Origin of the sequence: Duganella zoogloeoides (assembly GCF_034479515.1) — a bacterium.
GTDB lineage: Bacteria > Pseudomonadota > Gammaproteobacteria > Burkholderiales > Burkholderiaceae_D > Rugamonas > Rugamonas zoogloeoides.
Map to the genome: position 1 here is coordinate 4,975,487 of NZ_CP140152.1, position 15,530 is coordinate 4,991,016.

General features: G+C 62.9%; 14 protein-coding genes. 4 read left to right on the forward strand and 10 right to left on the reverse strand.

The genetic code is table 11. The annotated features are described in order from the left end of the window. Positions 1-12: 12 nt before the first annotated feature. The gene (gene garD / locus SR858_RS21945; protein ID WP_051120310.1) at positions 13-1,533 is read right to left on the reverse strand and encodes a galactarate dehydratase; all 1,521 of its coding nucleotides are present in this window, start codon (positions 1,531-1,533) and stop codon (positions 13-15) included. A 414-nt stretch (positions 1,534-1,947) separates the two neighbouring features. Here garD and SR858_RS21950 point away from each other — a divergent pair, with 414 nt between their 5' ends. The 4 genes from SR858_RS21950 to SR858_RS21965 all read left to right on the forward strand — a co-directional run bounded on the left by SR858_RS21950 (position 1,948) and on the right by SR858_RS21965 (position 6,900). Continuing rightward, entirely contained in the window at positions 1,948-2,646 is a 699-nt protein-coding gene (locus tag SR858_RS21950) for a FadR/GntR family transcriptional regulator (protein ID WP_026637207.1), read from the forward strand. Between the two features lie 160 nt (positions 2,647-2,806). Next, positions 2,807-3,613 carry a rhamnogalacturonan acetylesterase gene (locus tag SR858_RS21955; protein WP_019921404.1) on the forward strand — a complete coding sequence of 269 codons (807 nt, stop codon included), beginning with the start codon at positions 2,807-2,809 and terminating at the stop codon, positions 3,611-3,613. Next, positions 3,610-5,037 (forward strand): pectinesterase family protein, encoded by a 1,428-nt coding sequence (locus tag SR858_RS21960; protein ID WP_084669929.1) that lies wholly within the window; start codon positions 3,610-3,612, stop codon positions 5,035-5,037. Before SR858_RS21955 ends, SR858_RS21960 begins: the two co-directional genes overlap by 4 nt. Before the next feature lie 12 nt (positions 5,038-5,049). Beyond that, a complete protein-coding gene (locus SR858_RS21965; protein ID WP_019921402.1) occupies positions 5,050-6,900 on the forward strand; it encodes a glycoside hydrolase family 28 protein in 1,851 nt (616 codons plus the stop codon). A gap of 64 nt (positions 6,901-6,964) precedes the next feature. Here SR858_RS21965 and SR858_RS21970 read toward each other — a convergent pair whose 3' ends face one another. The 9 genes from SR858_RS21970 to SR858_RS22010 all read right to left on the reverse strand — a co-directional run bounded on the left by SR858_RS21970 (position 6,965) and on the right by SR858_RS22010 (position 15,493). Next, positions 6,965-7,849 (reverse strand): SMP-30/gluconolactonase/LRE family protein, encoded by an 885-nt coding sequence (locus SR858_RS21970; RefSeq protein WP_019921401.1) that lies wholly within the window; start codon positions 7,847-7,849, stop codon positions 6,965-6,967. After that, a complete protein-coding gene (locus tag SR858_RS21975) occupies positions 7,837-9,411 on the reverse strand; it encodes an aldehyde dehydrogenase (NADP(+)) (protein WP_019921400.1) in 1,575 nt (524 codons plus the stop codon). The genes SR858_RS21970 and SR858_RS21975 overlap by 13 nt, the downstream gene beginning before the upstream one ends. Before the next feature lie 71 nt (positions 9,412-9,482). Continuing rightward, positions 9,483-10,391, reverse strand: a complete 909-nt coding sequence (gene kdgD, locus SR858_RS21980) for a 5-dehydro-4-deoxyglucarate dehydratase (protein ID WP_019921399.1) — start codon at positions 10,389-10,391, stop codon at positions 9,483-9,485. Between the two features lie 189 nt (positions 10,392-10,580). Beyond that, entirely contained in the window at positions 10,581-11,366 is a 786-nt protein-coding gene (locus SR858_RS21985) for a FadR/GntR family transcriptional regulator (RefSeq protein WP_019921398.1), read from the reverse strand. A 127-nt stretch (positions 11,367-11,493) separates the two neighbouring features. Continuing rightward, complete coding sequence (locus SR858_RS21990; protein WP_019921397.1) at positions 11,494-12,324, reverse strand: HDOD domain-containing protein; 831 nt, start codon at positions 12,322-12,324, stop codon at positions 11,494-11,496. Positions 12,325-12,436: 112 nt separating this feature from the next. Further along, positions 12,437-13,018 (reverse strand): TerD family protein, encoded by a 582-nt coding sequence (locus SR858_RS21995; RefSeq protein ID WP_019921396.1) that lies wholly within the window; start codon positions 13,016-13,018, stop codon positions 12,437-12,439. A 26-nt stretch (positions 13,019-13,044) separates the two neighbouring features. Further along, positions 13,045-13,737 (reverse strand): TIGR00266 family protein, encoded by a 693-nt coding sequence (locus SR858_RS22000; protein ID WP_019921395.1) that lies wholly within the window; start codon positions 13,735-13,737, stop codon positions 13,045-13,047. Positions 13,738-13,755: 18 nt separating this feature from the next. Further along, positions 13,756-14,331, reverse strand: a complete 576-nt coding sequence (locus tag SR858_RS22005; RefSeq protein WP_019921394.1) for a TerD family protein — start codon at positions 14,329-14,331, stop codon at positions 13,756-13,758. A gap of 106 nt (positions 14,332-14,437) precedes the next feature. Further along, positions 14,438-15,493: a DUF475 domain-containing protein gene (locus SR858_RS22010; RefSeq protein ID WP_019921393.1), complete on the reverse strand. Its 1,056-nt coding sequence runs from the start codon at positions 15,491-15,493 to the stop codon at positions 14,438-14,440. Positions 15,494-15,530 lie beyond the last annotated feature (37 nt).

The window sequence follows — 15,530 nt, forward strand, 5'->3', positions numbered from 1 at the left end:
CGCGCGATGCGGTTACGTCACCGGGGCCGGGTTGAACAGCACGAGCGCGTTTTGCAGCTTCCATTTTTCGGCCCAGGTTTCGCGGCCGCTGGCCACGTCCAGCACCAGCTGGAACATCTCCCAGCCGACGTCCGCGATGGTGGCGTCGCCGCTGGCGATACGGCCGGCGTTGATGTCCATCAGGTCGTGCCAGCGCTTGGCCAGATCGTTGCGGGTAGCGACCTTGATCACTGGGACTTCGGCCAGGCCGTAAGGGGTGCCGCGGCCGGTGGTGAAGATGTGAACATTCATCCCCGCAGCCAGTTGCAGTGTACCGCAAATGAAATCGCTGGCGGGAGTGGCGGCATAGATCAAACCCTTCTGTTTGAGCTTTTCACCCGGACTAATCACGCCGTTGATTGCACTGCTGCCCGACTTGACGATCGAGCCCATGGCTTTCTCGACGATGTTGGACAAGCCGCCCTTCTTGTTACCGGGCGTGGTGTTGGCACTGCGGTCAACGCCGCCGTGGTCGAGGTAGCGATCGTACCAGGCCATCTCGCGGATCATGGCCGCTGCCACTTCCGGCGTTTCGGCGCGCGAGGTCAACTGGTCGATGCCGTCACGGACCTCGGTGGTTTCCGAGAACATCACGGTGGCGCCGGCACGCACCAGCAAATCGGTGGCAAAACCGACGGCCGGATTGGCAGTCACGCCCGAGAAGGCATCGCTGCCGCCGCACTGCACGCCCACCACCAGTTCGGACGCGGGCACGGTTTCGCGCTGGCGCGCGTTCAGGCGCTTGAGGTTGGTCTCGGCCTGCTTCATGATCGAGTCGATCATCGACATGAAGCCCACATGCTCGCCGTCCTGCAGGCAGACCAGCGCCGGGTCGGCGCCGCCTTCGTTCTGGATCGGGATCGAACCCTTGGGGAACAGGCGCGTCGGTTGCAGCTTTTCGCAACCGAGGCTCACGACCATGGCCTGGCCGCCAAAGTTGGGGTTGAGCGCGATATTGCGCACGGTGCGGATCGGAATCTCGGCGCCGGGGGCGTCGATCGCCACGCCGCAGCCGTAGGTGTGCTCGAGGCAGACGACATCGTCCACGTTCGGGTACTTGGGCAGCAGCTCTTTCTTGATGCGGTCCACGGCGAATTCCACCACGCCCGAGACGCATTGCACGGTAGTGGTGATGCCCAGGATGTTGCGGGTGCCGACGCTGCCGTCCGGGTTGCGGAAGCCCTGGAAGGTGTAGCCTTCCAGCGGCTCGGCCTTCGGCAGCGCGCGGGTGGAGATCGGCAGGCCTTCGAGGCCCAGGGCGCCCGGCATGATCACGTTGCCTTCGTTGAGCCAGCGGCCAGCTGGCAGGTCTTCACCGGCAAAGCCGATGGTGACGTTGTAGCGGATCACTTCATCGCCCTTGGCCAGGTCGCGCAGCGCCACCTTGTGGCCTTGCGGGACGGCTTCGAGCAAAGTCAGGCCATTTTCAAATACGGCGCCGGCTGGCAGGCCGCCGTCGTTGACGACAATGGCGACGTTGTCGTTGTCGTGCATGAGGATGTAGCGCGGGGTGCTGACCGGGGTAGCGCCGGGGGCGGTGGCAGGGACACGCTTGATATCGGTAATGCTGGATGGTGGCGTCATTCTGGCTTCCTTTCCGGGAGTCTCTACCCGGCTAACGTTGTTTTTTCGGCTTTCAAATTGGTCAGGCCAATTTAGTTATTGGTCCGCCCAATTTTTTCATGTGGGGACAAACCGCGCCCTTGCAACCCGCATTCCACCGTGCTTTAATTGCATTTTTAAGCTATTGGCACGGTACTCGGGAGGCTATTTGACGCTCCGAGTATGCCACCTAAAAAAGTATTTGGCTAGTCCGCGTTGACCAATTTGGTCAGACCACCTTAGAATGGCCTGACCAAATGGCAGAGAAGTCATCCCTAAAGCCATACCTAAAAAAACGAGACAATGATGCAGAAGAGAACTTCCGCACTCCCCGACCCGCATGTCCATGAAGCGCGCCTCTACCGCGTGGTGGCCAACCGCATCCAGGACCTGATCCGCACCGAAAATATCGCGCCCGGCGAACGCCTGCCGTCCGAACGCGACCTTGCCACCAAGCTCAGTGTCAGCCGCGCCTCGCTGCGCGAAGCGCTGATCGCGCTCGAACTCGGTGGCGTGATCGAGGTGCGCGGCGGCTCCGGCGTGTATGTCAGCGAGCGCCCCGCGCCCGCCGACCTGCCGGAAGTGGGCCCCGGCCCGTTCGAGGTGCTGTCCGCGCGGCGCCTGATCGAAGCCGAGATTGCCGCGATTGCCGCCCGCGTGGCCACCGACAGCGCCATCGACGCCATCCTGCAGGCCGTGGTGGAGATGGAGCAGAGCCACGCCAACTACTCGAGCAACGAGCAGGCCGACCGCAACTTCCACCTGGCGATCGCCCGCGCCACCGGCAACAGCGCGCTGGTCGGCTCGCTCAACTACCTGTGGGACCAGCGCGGCCGGCTGTGGCACAAGCTCAAGGAACACTTCCAGACCGAGGAACTGCGCCAGGAGACGCTCAAGGATCACCGCCGCATCCTGGAAGCCATCGCCGCCCACGATCCGGCCGCCGCCCGCAAAGCCATGCGCGCCCACCTCGAACGCGTGACGCGTACGTTCTCGCGCGGCTGACCGCTTCATCCGACCGCCGCGCGCGGCGATCAACTTATTGAGTGTTTCCGGCTGGTCGTGCTTTACGTGTGCTTTGCACAACAGTCGTCCCAAAAAACAGTCGCCAACCCGGCGCCGGACCGGCACACCGCGGTCCGCGTCAACTGCCTGTGAGAAGACCATGATTACCCGCCTGATCTTAGCCGCCTTTGCCTCGTCCGTTGCTACCTCCGCCACCCTGATGTCCGCGCCCGTGCACGCGGCCGAACCAGCCAAGCCGGCGCGCCTGATCCTGGTGGGCGACTCCACCATGGCCAGCAACAGCGGCTACGGCGACGCCTTCTGCGCGCGCGTCCACCGCGCCAATACCTGCATCAACCTGGCCAAGGGTGGCCGCAGCTCCGGGAGCTTCCGCGCCGAGGGCCGCTGGGACGAAGTGGAAGGCCTGCTGCGCGGCGCTGCCGCCTACAGCACCACCTATGTGCTGATCCAGTTCGGCCACAACGACCAGCCGGGCAAACCGGGCCGCTCCACCGATCTCGCCACCGAGTTCCCGGCCAATATGGCGCGCTACGCGCAGGAAGTAAAAGCGCTGGGCGGCATCCCGGTGCTGGTCACTCCGCTCACCCGGCGCAGTTTCAAGGACGGCGTCCTGCAAAACAACCTGGTGCCGTGGGCCGACGTGATCCGCACTACCGCCAGGGCGCAGCAGGTGGCGCTGCTCGACCTCAACGCCGACAGCTTTGCCGCCGTGCAGGCAATGGGGTCCGAACAGGCCGATACCTTTGCGGTGGAACCGCCGCCGGCAAAAAAAGATCCCGCTGCGCTCACGGCCGGCAACGTGGAAGTGGCCGGCGCCGCCAAGTCGGCATTCGACTACACCCACCTCGGCCCCAAGGGCGCGGCCTATTTCGCCGACATGGTGGTGGGCGAAATGAAAACGGCGGTGCCGGTGTCGGCAGGCCTGTTCATCGCACCACGCCCATGACGGCCACCGTACGTGCAGCCGCGACGGCGCTAATGCTGCTGACATGTTCGGGCAGCGCCCAGGCCCAAAGCGAGCCGGCGCGGCGCCCGCAGCTCACCGTGGAACAGGCCAGGCACTATGCCTACGGCGAAGTGCTCAAATACGTGGGCCCGGCCGGCAGCGAACGGATCGATCCCTGGGACCCGCTGGCCGATCCGCTGGCGCGCGGCGCAGTCTTTACGCCTGACTACGTGGTGGACCAGGCGGCCAAGGCCGATGGCGTGAAAGTATTCAATACGGTGCAGGCGGCCGTCAGCCGCGCGGTGGCCGACAGTCGCGCCGCGCCGACGAAGCGCCTGTATCTGCTGGTCAAACCGGGCACCTACCCGGAACTGGTATACGTGCCGGCCATTGCGGCGCCAATCACTTTGTACGGCGACGGCAAGGATGCCGCCGCCACCCGCATCACGGCCAAACTCGATGCGTCCGCCACCGGCGCCGACTACACGGCCACGTATAGCGCGCAGTTTTCCGCCGTGGCGCCCGAGATCCGCGCCATGTTCGACAGCGTGAAGGACCGCGACCAGATCCGCACCTTCGGCACCGCCACCGTGTGGGTGCAGAGCGACGGCTTCCAGGCCCGCAACCTGACGTTCGAGAACGGCTACAACAAGGACATCGGCAACGCCCGTGCGGAAGCGCTCCCCAATGTAAACAACGTCCACCACCAGGCGCTGGCGCTGCAAGTGGACGGCGCCGACAAGGCGCAGTTCGAGAACGTGCACCTGATCGGCTTCCAGGACACTTTGTACGTCAAGGCCAAGGCGGTAGCGACGAGTACACGCAGCTTCTTCAACAAGTCGTACATCGAAGGCGATGTCGATTTCATTTTCGGCGACGGCACCGCGTACTTTTACCAGAGCGAGATCAGGACGCTGGGCGACCGCGGCGTGTCGTACGTGGCCGCACCGAACACCAACGTCAAAACGAAGTATGGCTTCGTGTTCGACAGCAGCCGCTTCACGCACGATGGATCAAGCAACGCCCGCGCCGGCCAGTTCCACCTGCTGCGCCAATGGTTCCACAATTCCAAGTGCACGCCGTACGCCAAGCTCGCATTGACCGGCTACAGCTGCACGCTTGGCGCGACGGACGTGTATCGCGCGCCGGTCGGCACGCTCACCAAAACCACGCTGGAAACGGTGGGCAAGATGGTGGTACTGAACTCCCGCATCGGCACCCACATCAACCGCCAGCGTCCGTGGGCGGACTGGAACAAGCCGGGAGCGATTGCCTACCGGCCGGTCCAGTACAGCAGCAACGACTACTGGCACAACCTGGCCAGGAACGGCATCGATCCGGTGCAAGACCTGGGCTACGGCGAGCAGCCGTCGCCGGCCGCCATCTTTGTCGCGGAATTCAATAACCAACACGACGATGAATAACAAGGAGACTGCATGACCCTCACTATCAATACCCGGCGCCGCGACCTGATGAAAGCCCTGCCGGCGGCAGGCATCACGCTGGGCCTGCCAGCTGGCGCCGCCGTGGCGCCCGATCCGTGGCTGCAGGCGCAAGCCATTATCGACCACGTCTCGAAGCCGCTTAAATTCCGCAAGCAGGATTTCGTGGTGACGAAGTTTGGCGCCAGGCCGTGCAAGCTCACCAACATCAAGGCCTGGGTATCGTTCGAGGGACAGGACAAGCTGGCGACGCCCGCCGCCAAATCGCCCGACTGCTACGGCGCCATCAAGGCCGCCATCAAGGCCTGCCACGAAGCGGGCGGTGGCCGCGTGGTGATCCCGGCCGGGAACTGGTACTGCGCCGGCCCGATCGTGCTGCTGTCGAACGTCAACGTGCACTTGAGCGCGGGCGCGCACATCTACTTCAGCCACGACCCGGCCGACTACGCCAGGTACGGCGACATTGACTGCGGCAAGAACGGCAAGCTGGTGATTTCGCGGTGGCAGAGCAACGACTGCCTCAATTACTCGTCGATGATCTACGCCTACGGCCAGGACAATATCGCGCTGACCGGCGAAGACTGGACCAGCGTGCTTGATGGCCAGGGCGGCGTGCCGTTCAACGAAGCGGGCGACTGCTGGTGGACCTGGAAGGGCAAGCAGAAAACCATCAACTCGATCGGCCAGGGCAACACGCCCAATTTCGTCGCCGGCAAAATGTCGGAAAATACCGAGAACCCGAACAACGCCACATCGCTGCGCGATGTCGCCCCCGGCATCACCGACGCCGAGCGCGCACTTATCGAAGGCAAGGACGGCACCTGGCGCACCGACTCGAAATACCTGCCGGCGCTGTCCGAAGCCGGCGTGCGGCTGGCGAAACGCGTCTTCGGCGTGGGCCACTATTTGCGGCCACCGATGATCCAGATTATCGGCTGCACCAACGTGCTGCTGCAGGGTTACCACGTGATGCGCACGCCGTTCTGGATGCACCACCCGGTCCACTGCCGCAACCTGGTGATCCGCAAGGTGCACTGCGAAAGCCATGGCCCCAACAGCGACGGGTTCGATCCCGAAGCGTGCGACCACGTGCTGGTGGAAGACTGCACCTTCGACACCGGCGACGACTGTATCGCCATCAAGGCCGGCAAGAACCAGGACACGCAATACGGCCCGTCGCAAAACATCGTGATCCAGAACTGCATCATGCACAGCGGCCACGGCGCCGTCACGCTGGGCAGCGAGATGGCCGGCGGCATCCAGAACGTGTTCGCGCAAAAGCTGGTGTTCCAGAACGCCAACTGGCAAACCAACCCGCTCAATATCGCCATCCGCCTGAAGACCAACCTCAATCGCGGCGGCTACCTGCGCAATTTCTACGTGCGCGACGTCTCGATCCCGAACGGCGTGCAGCTGACTGCATCGCACTACGCCACCTTCCCCGACTCGCCGATCAACGGCAAGCAGGTGGCCACCGCGGCCGGCGCAGTGGTCGCCTTCGACTGCGACTACATCCCCACCGCCGACCACGTGCGCACCCGCCCGCCGGTGGTCAACAACATCCATATCTCGAACGTGCGCGTCGGTAACGTGACCAAGGACGGCAAGACCGGCTCCTGCTTCCAGGCCATCATGCTGCTCGGCCCCGTCGCTTCCGACTACAACGGCCCGCAACCGGCGCCGCCGGTGGTGCCGATCACGGACGTGACGATCACCGACTGCGATTTTGGTGCGCCGACCAACGCGGCCGAGCCGTGGTTCATGTATAACGTGAAGGGGGTGACGCTCAAGAACGTCACCATTGCGGGCAAGGTGTACAACCAGACCTTGAACGCGCCGGCATAAGTCATCATCAAAATAAAAAAAAGGCAGGTGCTTCCGCATCTGCCTTTTTTACTTCGCTACGCCATCAAGCCCCGAACGGCGTTTCCGCAATGCCTTTGACCCCAGGCTCGAGCAAAATCACCGCCCCGCCCCACTCCGCATCTTCCGGTTTCCCGGACGGAATCGACGTCACCAGCAACTGGTCCAGGTTCTTGCCGCCGAACGCGCACATGGCCGGTTTCAACATCGGCACATCGAGCTTGCGATCGAGCTTGCCTTGCGGCGTGAAGCGCAGGATGTAGCCGCCGTCGTTGCCGCAGACCCAGTAGCAACCTTCGCTATCGACTGCCGCGCCATCGGGCCGGCCCACCGACTTGGTCAAATCGGCAAACACGCGCTGGTTGGTCGGTACGCCATCATCGATGTCGTAGTCGAACGCCCACACCATGCGCCGCAACGGATGCGAATCCGACAGGTACATGGTGCGGCCATCGGGCGAAAAGCCGAGGCCGTTTTGCGTGAGCAGGTCCGACACCATCGGTTTTGATATGCCACGGCTGTCGTAGCGATAGAGCTTGCCCACCGGGCGCGCCTGGCCCATGTCCATGAACATGGTGCCGGACCAGAAACGGCCCTGGCGGTCGCACCGGCCGTCGTTGAAGCGCATGCCTTCGCCCAATGCCGCGCCCGGCGTGGCCAGCTTGGTCTGTACGGCAGCTTGGATTTCAACTTCGTCGCCCAGATCGAGCTGGAACACGCCGGTTTCCATGCCGGCGATCAGGCCGCCGCCGGCCCGGGTCGCGACGCAACCTGCCATCTCGTCCAGGGTCCAGAAGCGGGTGGCGCCGGTGGCCGGGTCAAGGCGCCAGACGCGTTTGGCGGGAATGTCGGTCCAGTAAAAGACCGACTCCGCCGCGCTCCAGGTGGGGCTTTCCCCCACCGCACACTTGATGTCGCTTACGCGTTCCATACCAGGTCACCGTTGACGATGCGCGGAAGTTTTTCCGGGTTGTCGTCAGCCAGCGAGGATGGCAGCAGGTACGACGGCACGTCCTGGTAGCTCACCGGACGCAGGAAGCGGTCGATGGCCGACGCGCCCACCGAGGTCGTGCGGCTGTCGGAGGTCGATGGGAACGGGCCGCCGTGAACCATGGCATGCGCCACTTCCACGCCGGTGCCAAAGCCGTTGAACAGGATGCGGCCCACTTTACGCTCGAGGATAGGCAGCAGGCGGGCAGCCAGTTCGCGGTCGTCGGCGGTGGCGTGCACGGCGCCGGTCAACTGGCCTTCGACGTGGTTGGCCACTGCCAGCAATTCGGCTTCGTCTTCCGCCACGACCAGCAGCGAGGTTGGTCCGAAGATTTCGCCTTCGAGCTTGTCGTCGGCCAGGAATTTTTTCGCTGGTACCTGGTACAGGAATGCCTGGGCGGCGCATGGGGCTTCGGTGCTTTGACCAACGGCGACTTGCTCGACGCCTTCCACGCCGGCCAGGTTTTTCACGCCGGACACGTAGGCTTTGTGGATGCCCGGGGTCAGCATGGTCGAGGCGGCCTTGGCGCCGATGGTGCCGGCGGTGGCGTCAACGAATGCTTGCAGCTTGTCGCCCTTAATACCGATCAGCAGGCCTGGGTTGGTGCAGAACTGGCCGGCGCCCATGGTCAGCGAATCGGCAAACGCTTGCGGCAGCTTGGCGTTGTCCAGCGCGCCCGGCAGCAGGAATACCGGGTTGATCGAGCTCATTTCGGCGTACACAGGAATCGGTTCCTTGCGTTCGGCAGCGGTTTTCATCAGCGCCAGGCCACCGGCGCGCGAGCCGGTGAAGCCTACTGCCTTGATGGCCGGGTGGCTGACCAGGGCCTGGCCCACGGTCTGGCCCGAGCCGATGATCATCGAGAACACGCCAGCTGGCAGGCCCGATTCTTCCACGGCTTTCGACACGGCTTTACCGACCAGCTCGGACGTGCCGAGGTGGGCCGAGTGGGCCTTGACGATGACCGGGCAACCGGCGGCCAGGGCCGAGGCGGTATCGCCACCGGCCACCGAGAACGCCAGCGGGAAGTTCGACGCGCCGAATACGGCGACCGGGCCCAGGCCGATCTTGCGCAGGCGCAGGTCTGGGCGTGGCGGGGTGCGTTCCGGCAGCGCGCTGTCGAGCGTGGCCGACTGGAAGCGGCCGTCGCGCACGACCTTGGCAAACAGTTTCAGTTGATTGACGGTACGACCGCGCTCGCCTTCGAGGCGGGCTTGCGGCAGGCCGGTTTCCTGCATCGCGCGTTCGATCAGGGCCGGGCCCAGATCCATGATGCGGTCAGCGATGGTTTCGAGGAACTTGGCGCGCACTTCCAGGCTGGTATTGCGGTACGGGTCGAAGGCCGCGTCGGCCAGTTGGGCCGCTTGCTCCAGGTCGGCAGCGCTGGCCAGGCCGAACGCCGGTTCGATTTCCACGTTGCGCGATGGGTCGATCGCCTTGATCGTGCCCTCTTTACCTACCAGTGCTTTACCGCCAATGATCATTTCGCCAGCTACTTGCATATCGACTCCTTAGATGTGTGAAAAGCGCGGACCAGCCGCGCTTGAATTCAAATCAGAAAACAGGCTTCAAATTACTTGGCTTGTTTTTTGATCAGTTTGTCCAGCATGTCGCATTCTTCCGCGGTCAGGTCGGTCAGCGGAGCGCGGACCGGACCGGCATCGTGGCCAACCAGGCGGGCGCCGGCCTTGACGATGCTGACGGCGTAACCGGCTTTGCGGTTGCGGATTTCCAGGTATGGCAGGAAGAACTCGTCGATCATGCGGTTTTGTTCTGCGAAGTTGTCCGCAGCAACTGCATGGTAGAAGTCCATCGCCAGTTGTGGCACGAAGTTGAACACTGCCGACGAGTATACCGGAGTACCGATGGCCTTGTAGGCAGCGGCGTACACTTCGGCGGTAGGCAGGCCGCCCAGGTAGCTGAAGCGGTCGCCCATTTTGCGCCAGATCGAGACCATCAGTTCGATGTCGCCGATGCCGTCCTTGAAGCCGATCAGGTTAGGGCAACGGTCGGCCAGCTTGGCCAGCGAATCAGGGGTCAGGCGGCAGTTGGCGCGGTTGTACACGACCACGCCCAGGTTGGTGGCCTTGCAGACCTCGGCAACGTGCTCGATCAGGCCGTCCTGGCTCGCTTCGGTCAGGTAGTGCGGCAGCAGCAGCAGGCCTTGGGCGCCGGCTTTCTCGGCTTCTTTGGCGTACGCAGCGGCAACGCGGGTCGGACCACCGACGCCGGCCAGGATCGGTACCTGGCCTTTGCAGGTATCGACAGCGGTTTTGATGATTTCAGGGAATTCTTGTGGGGTCAGCGAGAAGAACTCACCGGTGCCGCCAGCTGCGAACAGCGCGCTGGCGCCGAATGGCGACAGCCACTCCAGGCGCTCGATGTACGATTTCTTGTTGAAGTCACCCTGGGCATCGAAGTCGGTAATAGGGAACGACAGCAGGCCAGAGGAAAGGATTTTTTTCAGGTCATTCGGTTGCATAACAGTCTCCAAGAATCGACATCTAATGTGTGGAAGGGGTCTCACGCGGTGTGAACAAGATCATCTGCACCGGTTGTATGACATCGTACAACCATATCCGAGCGGGGGCAAGCACTTTCCTGAGAACCGCCACACGGTCTGTGGCCGCGCGGCAAAACAGTCAAGAATTTGATTGCCAGCCGCTGGCCGTCAGGCGTCCGGCGCGATGCCCTCCTGGGCCCGACGCAGGCGCTCGCGGCTGTTGCTCAGGTGGGTGCGCATGGCCGCGCGCGCCGCTTCGGCATCCTGGCGCAGGATGGCGCGGTAAATGTCGTCATGCTCGCGGTTGACGCGCTCCAGGTACGCCGCCGGGTCGGAATGGGCCAGTTGCGCGGAGTTGACACGCGCGCGCGGAATGATGGTGTTGCCGAGGTCGCTGAGGATATCGACAAAATAACGGTTGCCGGTCGATTGCGCGATCAACAGGTGGAAATGGACGTCCGCCTCCACCGAGCCGGGCTGGCCGGCCGAACTCTGGATGCGCGCCAGCGCTGCGCCCATCTGCTGCACCTGCTCTTCGCTGCGGCGGGTGGCGGCCAGCCAGGCCGCTTCGGTTTCCAGGCTGATGCGCAGTTCCAGGATGGACAGCACGTCGCCGATGGTGCGGATGGTGTCGGACGAAATGCGCAGGTTGGCCGGTTGCGGCGCCAGCACGAAGGTGCCGATGCCGTGGCGGGTTTGCACCAGGCCCGCTGCCTGCAAGTGCGAAATCGCTTCGCGCACCACCGTGCGGCTGACGCCGTGCATTTCCATGATCACCGACTCGGTCGGCAGCTTTTCGCCTGGTTTCAGGGTGCCGGCCTGTATGGTCTGGGTAAAGCTTTCCACCACGCCCTGGGCAAGGTTGCGGTGCTTCTTGCGCGGCGACGCGATTGGCGCCGGCGCCGGGGTGACCTGTCCCTCGGCGGGAATGGCGGCTGCTGCGGTGTGATTCATGGTAATGAGTTTGTTGTATGACGACTGTTGCCATTATCGCCGATGCAGCGGCGCCGATCGCCAGACGATGGCCTATTTCTGGTCAAAATGATGATCAACACATCGTTTATGCCACAAAAACGGGCAATCAGACCAGTAGCGCAGCGCTCATCGAGGCAGCGTCGTCGTGCGAGTCGCGCAGGATCTGCTCAAGCGCGGCATTGTCGTCGATAAAGCCAGCCAGGCCGGCCGGCCCCTGAGTCGCATCTTGTTTCGACGCCAGCGGCGAAGCCACCGGCGCCAGGTGTTTGGCGATGAGCAAGGTATCGCGCAGGCCCAGCGGCGGCGGCGTGAGCGTGGCGCCGGGCAGAGACACCACGGCCAGCGCCACTGGATCGGGTATGCACAGCTTTTTCATGAGCTGTCGGGCAATGATTTCCTGCGGCGCGCCGAGCCAGTCGGCCGGGTCGTCGAGCAGGCCCGGCATATCGTCGGCCTGCGACAGCAGGTAAAAGCCCCCTGCTTCGTGGATGATGCCGGCAAACAGCGCGGTGTCGGGATCGGTGGCAGTAAGCTTGCCGGCAATCACATACGACAGCGCGGCGACATGGGCCGTGTGGCGCCACAGTTGCTCGGCCTGCGCCCGCAGGTGCGGGTCGCGGATGCGGGCGCCGAACTGGCGCACCACCATCGCTGCCGCCATCGTGTACAGGTGACGGTAGCCCACGCGCGCCACCGCCGCGCGCACGCTGGTGATGGGCGTGCCACTGCGGTTGAACACGGCAGCATTGGCCAGCGCCACGGTACGGGCGGCCAGGACCGGTTCGGCCAGCACGCGGCGCAGCACATCTTCGGTATCGCAATCGGGATCGGCCAGGGTCATCTGCAGGCGCAGGGCGGCATTGACACTGGTAGGAAAGACCAGCTCGCCGCGCGCGGCTTGCGTCACTATGTGCGAGATCTGATCGAGTTTAAGCATGGCAACATTATAGCGTCACGGCAGAGACTGCGCGGTGAAAGTACCTACTGCTTTAATGAGAGGGGCCCCGCGCCGGTACGCGGGGCTTTGCTACGGTACTACAACTGCTCGATTACAGGTGCGCGGAAATTTGCGGCAGCAGGTCGTCGAAGGTACGGCCGTTGCCGTTTTCGCCGATGGCGTGCATTTTCCAGGCACCGTTGTGACGGTAAACCTTGGCCATGATCTGGGCCGAGTGCGGGCCTTGTACCGACAGGTTGAAGCGTGCGACTTCCTGGCCGTTGTTGGCGTCGATCAGGCGGCAGTAGGCGTTTTCCACCTGCGAGAAAGTCTGGCCGGTGAAGCTGTTGACGGTAAACACCAGGCTCTTGACGGTGGCCGGTACGGCATTCAGATCGACGTTGATCTGTTCGTCGTCGCCGTCGCCGGCGCCGGTGCGGTTGTCACCGGTGTGGACCACGCTGCCGTCCTTGCTGCGCAGCTGGCGGAACCAGATCACGTCCACCGGGCGGTTGCCTTCGTCGAACATGACGACCGACGCGTCGAGATCGACCGCTTCGCTCTTCGAGCCGAAACCGAGGAAACCCTTGGTCTTGATGGCATCCCAGCCCAGGCCCATGGTGACCTTGCCGAGGGCGCCGCCGCCTTCCTTTTCCAGATTGATCTTCTGGCCCTTGCTCAAACTGACTGACATGTTTGTTCTCCTTGTTTGTTGGTTTATTACGCGGGGGTTTGCACCCAGGTCTTGAACGCCGTGCTGTTGCGCGAGCAGATCAGGACCTTGCCGCTGCCGGAAAAGCGCAGCACCATGCCTTCGCCGCTGGTCTGGCTGTTGACCAGGTTGCCGAGAAAGCCGCTGCTGCCACCGGTGGTGACCGAGATTTCGTAGCGCAGGCGGTTGTCCCACGCCACCACGTGCGAGTTGTCGATGACGACATCGCGCCCGGGCGTCACTTCCAGCTCCGACATCGAACCGAAGCCCGACACCGCCACCTGGCCGTTGCCGGAGGTTTCGGTGATGAAGAAGCCGCCGCTCTGGGCGAACAGCGCATTGCCCAGGCTTTGCGTGCGCACCTTCAGCTCCACTGTTTCGGACGCGGCCACGAAAGCGCCGTCGCTGAGCATGTACTGCTCCTTGCCGACGTCGAGGATTTGCACCGCGCCCGGCAACCGCGGCGACAGCAGGCAGTCGCCGTCGCCGCGTACCGCTTCGATATGCTGCTGGAAGAAGGATTCGCCGTTGGCAAAGCGCCGCATGATGGCGGCGCCGATGCCGCCGGTCATCTTGCCCTTGAGGTCAAGCGCCTCCTCCATCATCACCATCGCATCGGACTCACAGTAAATCTTTTCACCGCGTGCCAGCGACACATGCAGGAACGGATCGATATCACCGGTCACCGAAAATTTAGGCATGACGAACCCTTTCCTGGTTTAAACGCTGACGCCGAACGAAGCAGCGAGGGGACCCAGGCCACCCTTGAAGCCCTGGCCCACGGCCTTGAATTTCCACTCGGCGCCGTTGCGATACACCTCGCCGAAGATCATGGCCGACTCGGTCGAACCGTCTTCCGACAGGTCGTAGCGGGCAATTTCCGCTTCGCCAGCGGCGTTGACGGTGCGCACGTAGGCTTTTTGCACCTGGCCGAAGTTCTGCTTGCGGGCGTCGCCGTCGTGAATGGTCACGCAGATGGCGATGCGCTCGATATCGGCCGGTACGGTGGACAGGTCGATGGTGACGGTTTCGTCGTCGCCGGCGCCGTCGCCGGTGCGGTTGTCACCGGAGTGGGTGACGGCGCCGTCGGACGACTTGAGGTTGTTGTAGAAGATGAAGTCGTTGTCGGCGCGGACTTTGCCGTCGGCCTTGAGCAGGAATGCAGAACCGTCCAGGTCGAACGCGCTGCCATCGGTGGAGCGTACGTCCCAGCCGAGGCCGACGATGATTTTCGACAGGCCTGGGGCTTCTTTGCTCAGATTAACGTTACCGCCTTTTTGCAGACTGATTGCCATGGTAAGACTCCTTAAAAAGAAAACCGGACAAGGGGTACTACAGTGCAGCGCGCCGTGTCCGTATTAGACGGCGCGCTGTGTTCTTGGTTCTTGCTTGAGCTTTAATTCATTTCGCTGCGATGGCTGCAGTAGCTTCCTGCTGGCGACGGTACCGGATCGACGACCAGACCGAGGCGGCAATGAACGCCACACCAATCAGGCCGGTAAAGATTTCCGGCACGTGGAACTTCATACTGGCCAACATGATCGCCGCCAGGATACCGATGGCGTAGTGGGCGCCGTGTTCAAGGTACACGAACTGGTCGAGCGTACCCTTTTTTACCAGGTACACCGTCATCGAACGCACGAACATCGCGCCAATGGCCAGGCCCAGCATGATGATCACGACGTCGGTGGTGATGGCAAACGCGCCGATCACGCCGTCAAAGCTGAACGATGCATCGAGTACTTCCAGGTACAGGAAACCACCGATACCGCCTTTTTTGACCATGTCGCCGACATCGCTGCCGCCTTCTTCCTCTTTTTCCAGCAGGCTGCTGATGGCGTCGACACCGACGTACACCAGGATGCCCCACAGGCCCGAGATCAGCACGACCAGTTTTTGCGCTTCGGTCACGATGCTCATGCAGCCCAGCAGTACGGCCAGCGAAATCATCACCGAGATCGACGAGACCTTGCCGAGCGAACCGAGTTTCTTCTCGAAGTTACCGAGCCAGTGCACTTCCTTGTCATCATCGAGCAGGAAGTTCAGGAACACCAGCAGCAGGAACATGCCGCCGAAGGCCGCCACTTCCGCGTGGTGGTTGGTCAGGTGCATCGAATAGGTTTTCGGGTCGTTCAGCGCCAGGGTCCACACATCCATGATGCTGATGTCGGCCGCCACGGCCACGATGACCAGCGGGAACAGCAATCGCATACCGAACACGGCAATGATGATGCCCAGGCCCAGGAACAGCTTTTGCCAGAACTCGTCCCAGTTCTTCAGGACCGACGCGTTGACCACCGCGTTATCGAACGACAGCGACACTTCCATCGCCGCCAGGATCACCGCCACGCCGAACGCCGACAGCGCCCCGCTCCATCCGCCCAACTCGTAACCCCACCAGCCGGCCAAACCCAGGCAGATGAAGGTCACGAGGAAGGAAATTCTGAAATGCTTCATGGATTTTCTCTCGTTATAAGTAGTGAATCTAGTTATG

What these genes read in the sequence shown, in the direction of transcription:
- SR858_RS22000 (WP_019921395.1), bottom strand. Translation starts at nt 13,737, where the DNA reads ATGCCTAAATTTTCGGTGACCGGTGATATCGATCCGTTCCTGCATGTG.
- SR858_RS22005 (WP_019921394.1), bottom strand. Translation starts at nt 14,331, where the DNA reads ATGGCAATCAGTCTGCAAAAAGGCGGTAACGTTAATCTGAGCAAAGAA.
- SR858_RS21960 (WP_084669929.1), top strand. Translation starts at nt 3,610, where the DNA reads ATGACGGCCACCGTACGTGCAGCCGCGACGGCGCTAATGCTGCTGACA.
- SR858_RS21955 (WP_019921404.1), top strand. Translation starts at nt 2,807, where the DNA reads ATGATTACCCGCCTGATCTTAGCCGCCTTTGCCTCGTCCGTTGCTACC.
- SR858_RS21965 (WP_019921402.1), top strand. Translation starts at nt 5,050, where the DNA reads ATGACCCTCACTATCAATACCCGGCGCCGCGACCTGATGAAAGCCCTG.
- SR858_RS21975 (WP_019921400.1), bottom strand. Translation starts at nt 9,411, where the DNA reads ATGCAAGTAGCTGGCGAAATGATCATTGGCGGTAAAGCACTGGTAGGT.
- garD (WP_051120310.1), bottom strand. Translation starts at nt 1,533, where the DNA reads ATGCACGACAACGACAACGTCGCCATTGTCGTCAACGACGGCGGCCTG.
- SR858_RS21990 (WP_019921397.1), bottom strand. Translation starts at nt 12,324, where the DNA reads ATGCTTAAACTCGATCAGATCTCGCACATAGTGACGCAAGCCGCGCGC.
- SR858_RS21985 (WP_019921398.1), bottom strand. Translation starts at nt 11,366, where the DNA reads ATGAATCACACCGCAGCAGCCGCCATTCCCGCCGAGGGACAGGTCACC.
- SR858_RS21950 (WP_026637207.1), top strand. Translation starts at nt 1,948, where the DNA reads ATGCAGAAGAGAACTTCCGCACTCCCCGACCCGCATGTCCATGAAGCG.
- SR858_RS22010 (WP_019921393.1), bottom strand. Translation starts at nt 15,493, where the DNA reads ATGAAGCATTTCAGAATTTCCTTCCTCGTGACCTTCATCTGCCTGGGT.
- kdgD (WP_019921399.1), bottom strand. Translation starts at nt 10,391, where the DNA reads ATGCAACCGAATGACCTGAAAAAAATCCTTTCCTCTGGCCTGCTGTCG.
- SR858_RS21995 (WP_019921396.1), bottom strand. Translation starts at nt 13,018, where the DNA reads ATGTCAGTCAGTTTGAGCAAGGGCCAGAAGATCAATCTGGAAAAGGAA.
- SR858_RS21970 (WP_019921401.1), bottom strand. Translation starts at nt 7,849, where the DNA reads ATGGAACGCGTAAGCGACATCAAGTGTGCGGTGGGGGAAAGCCCCACC.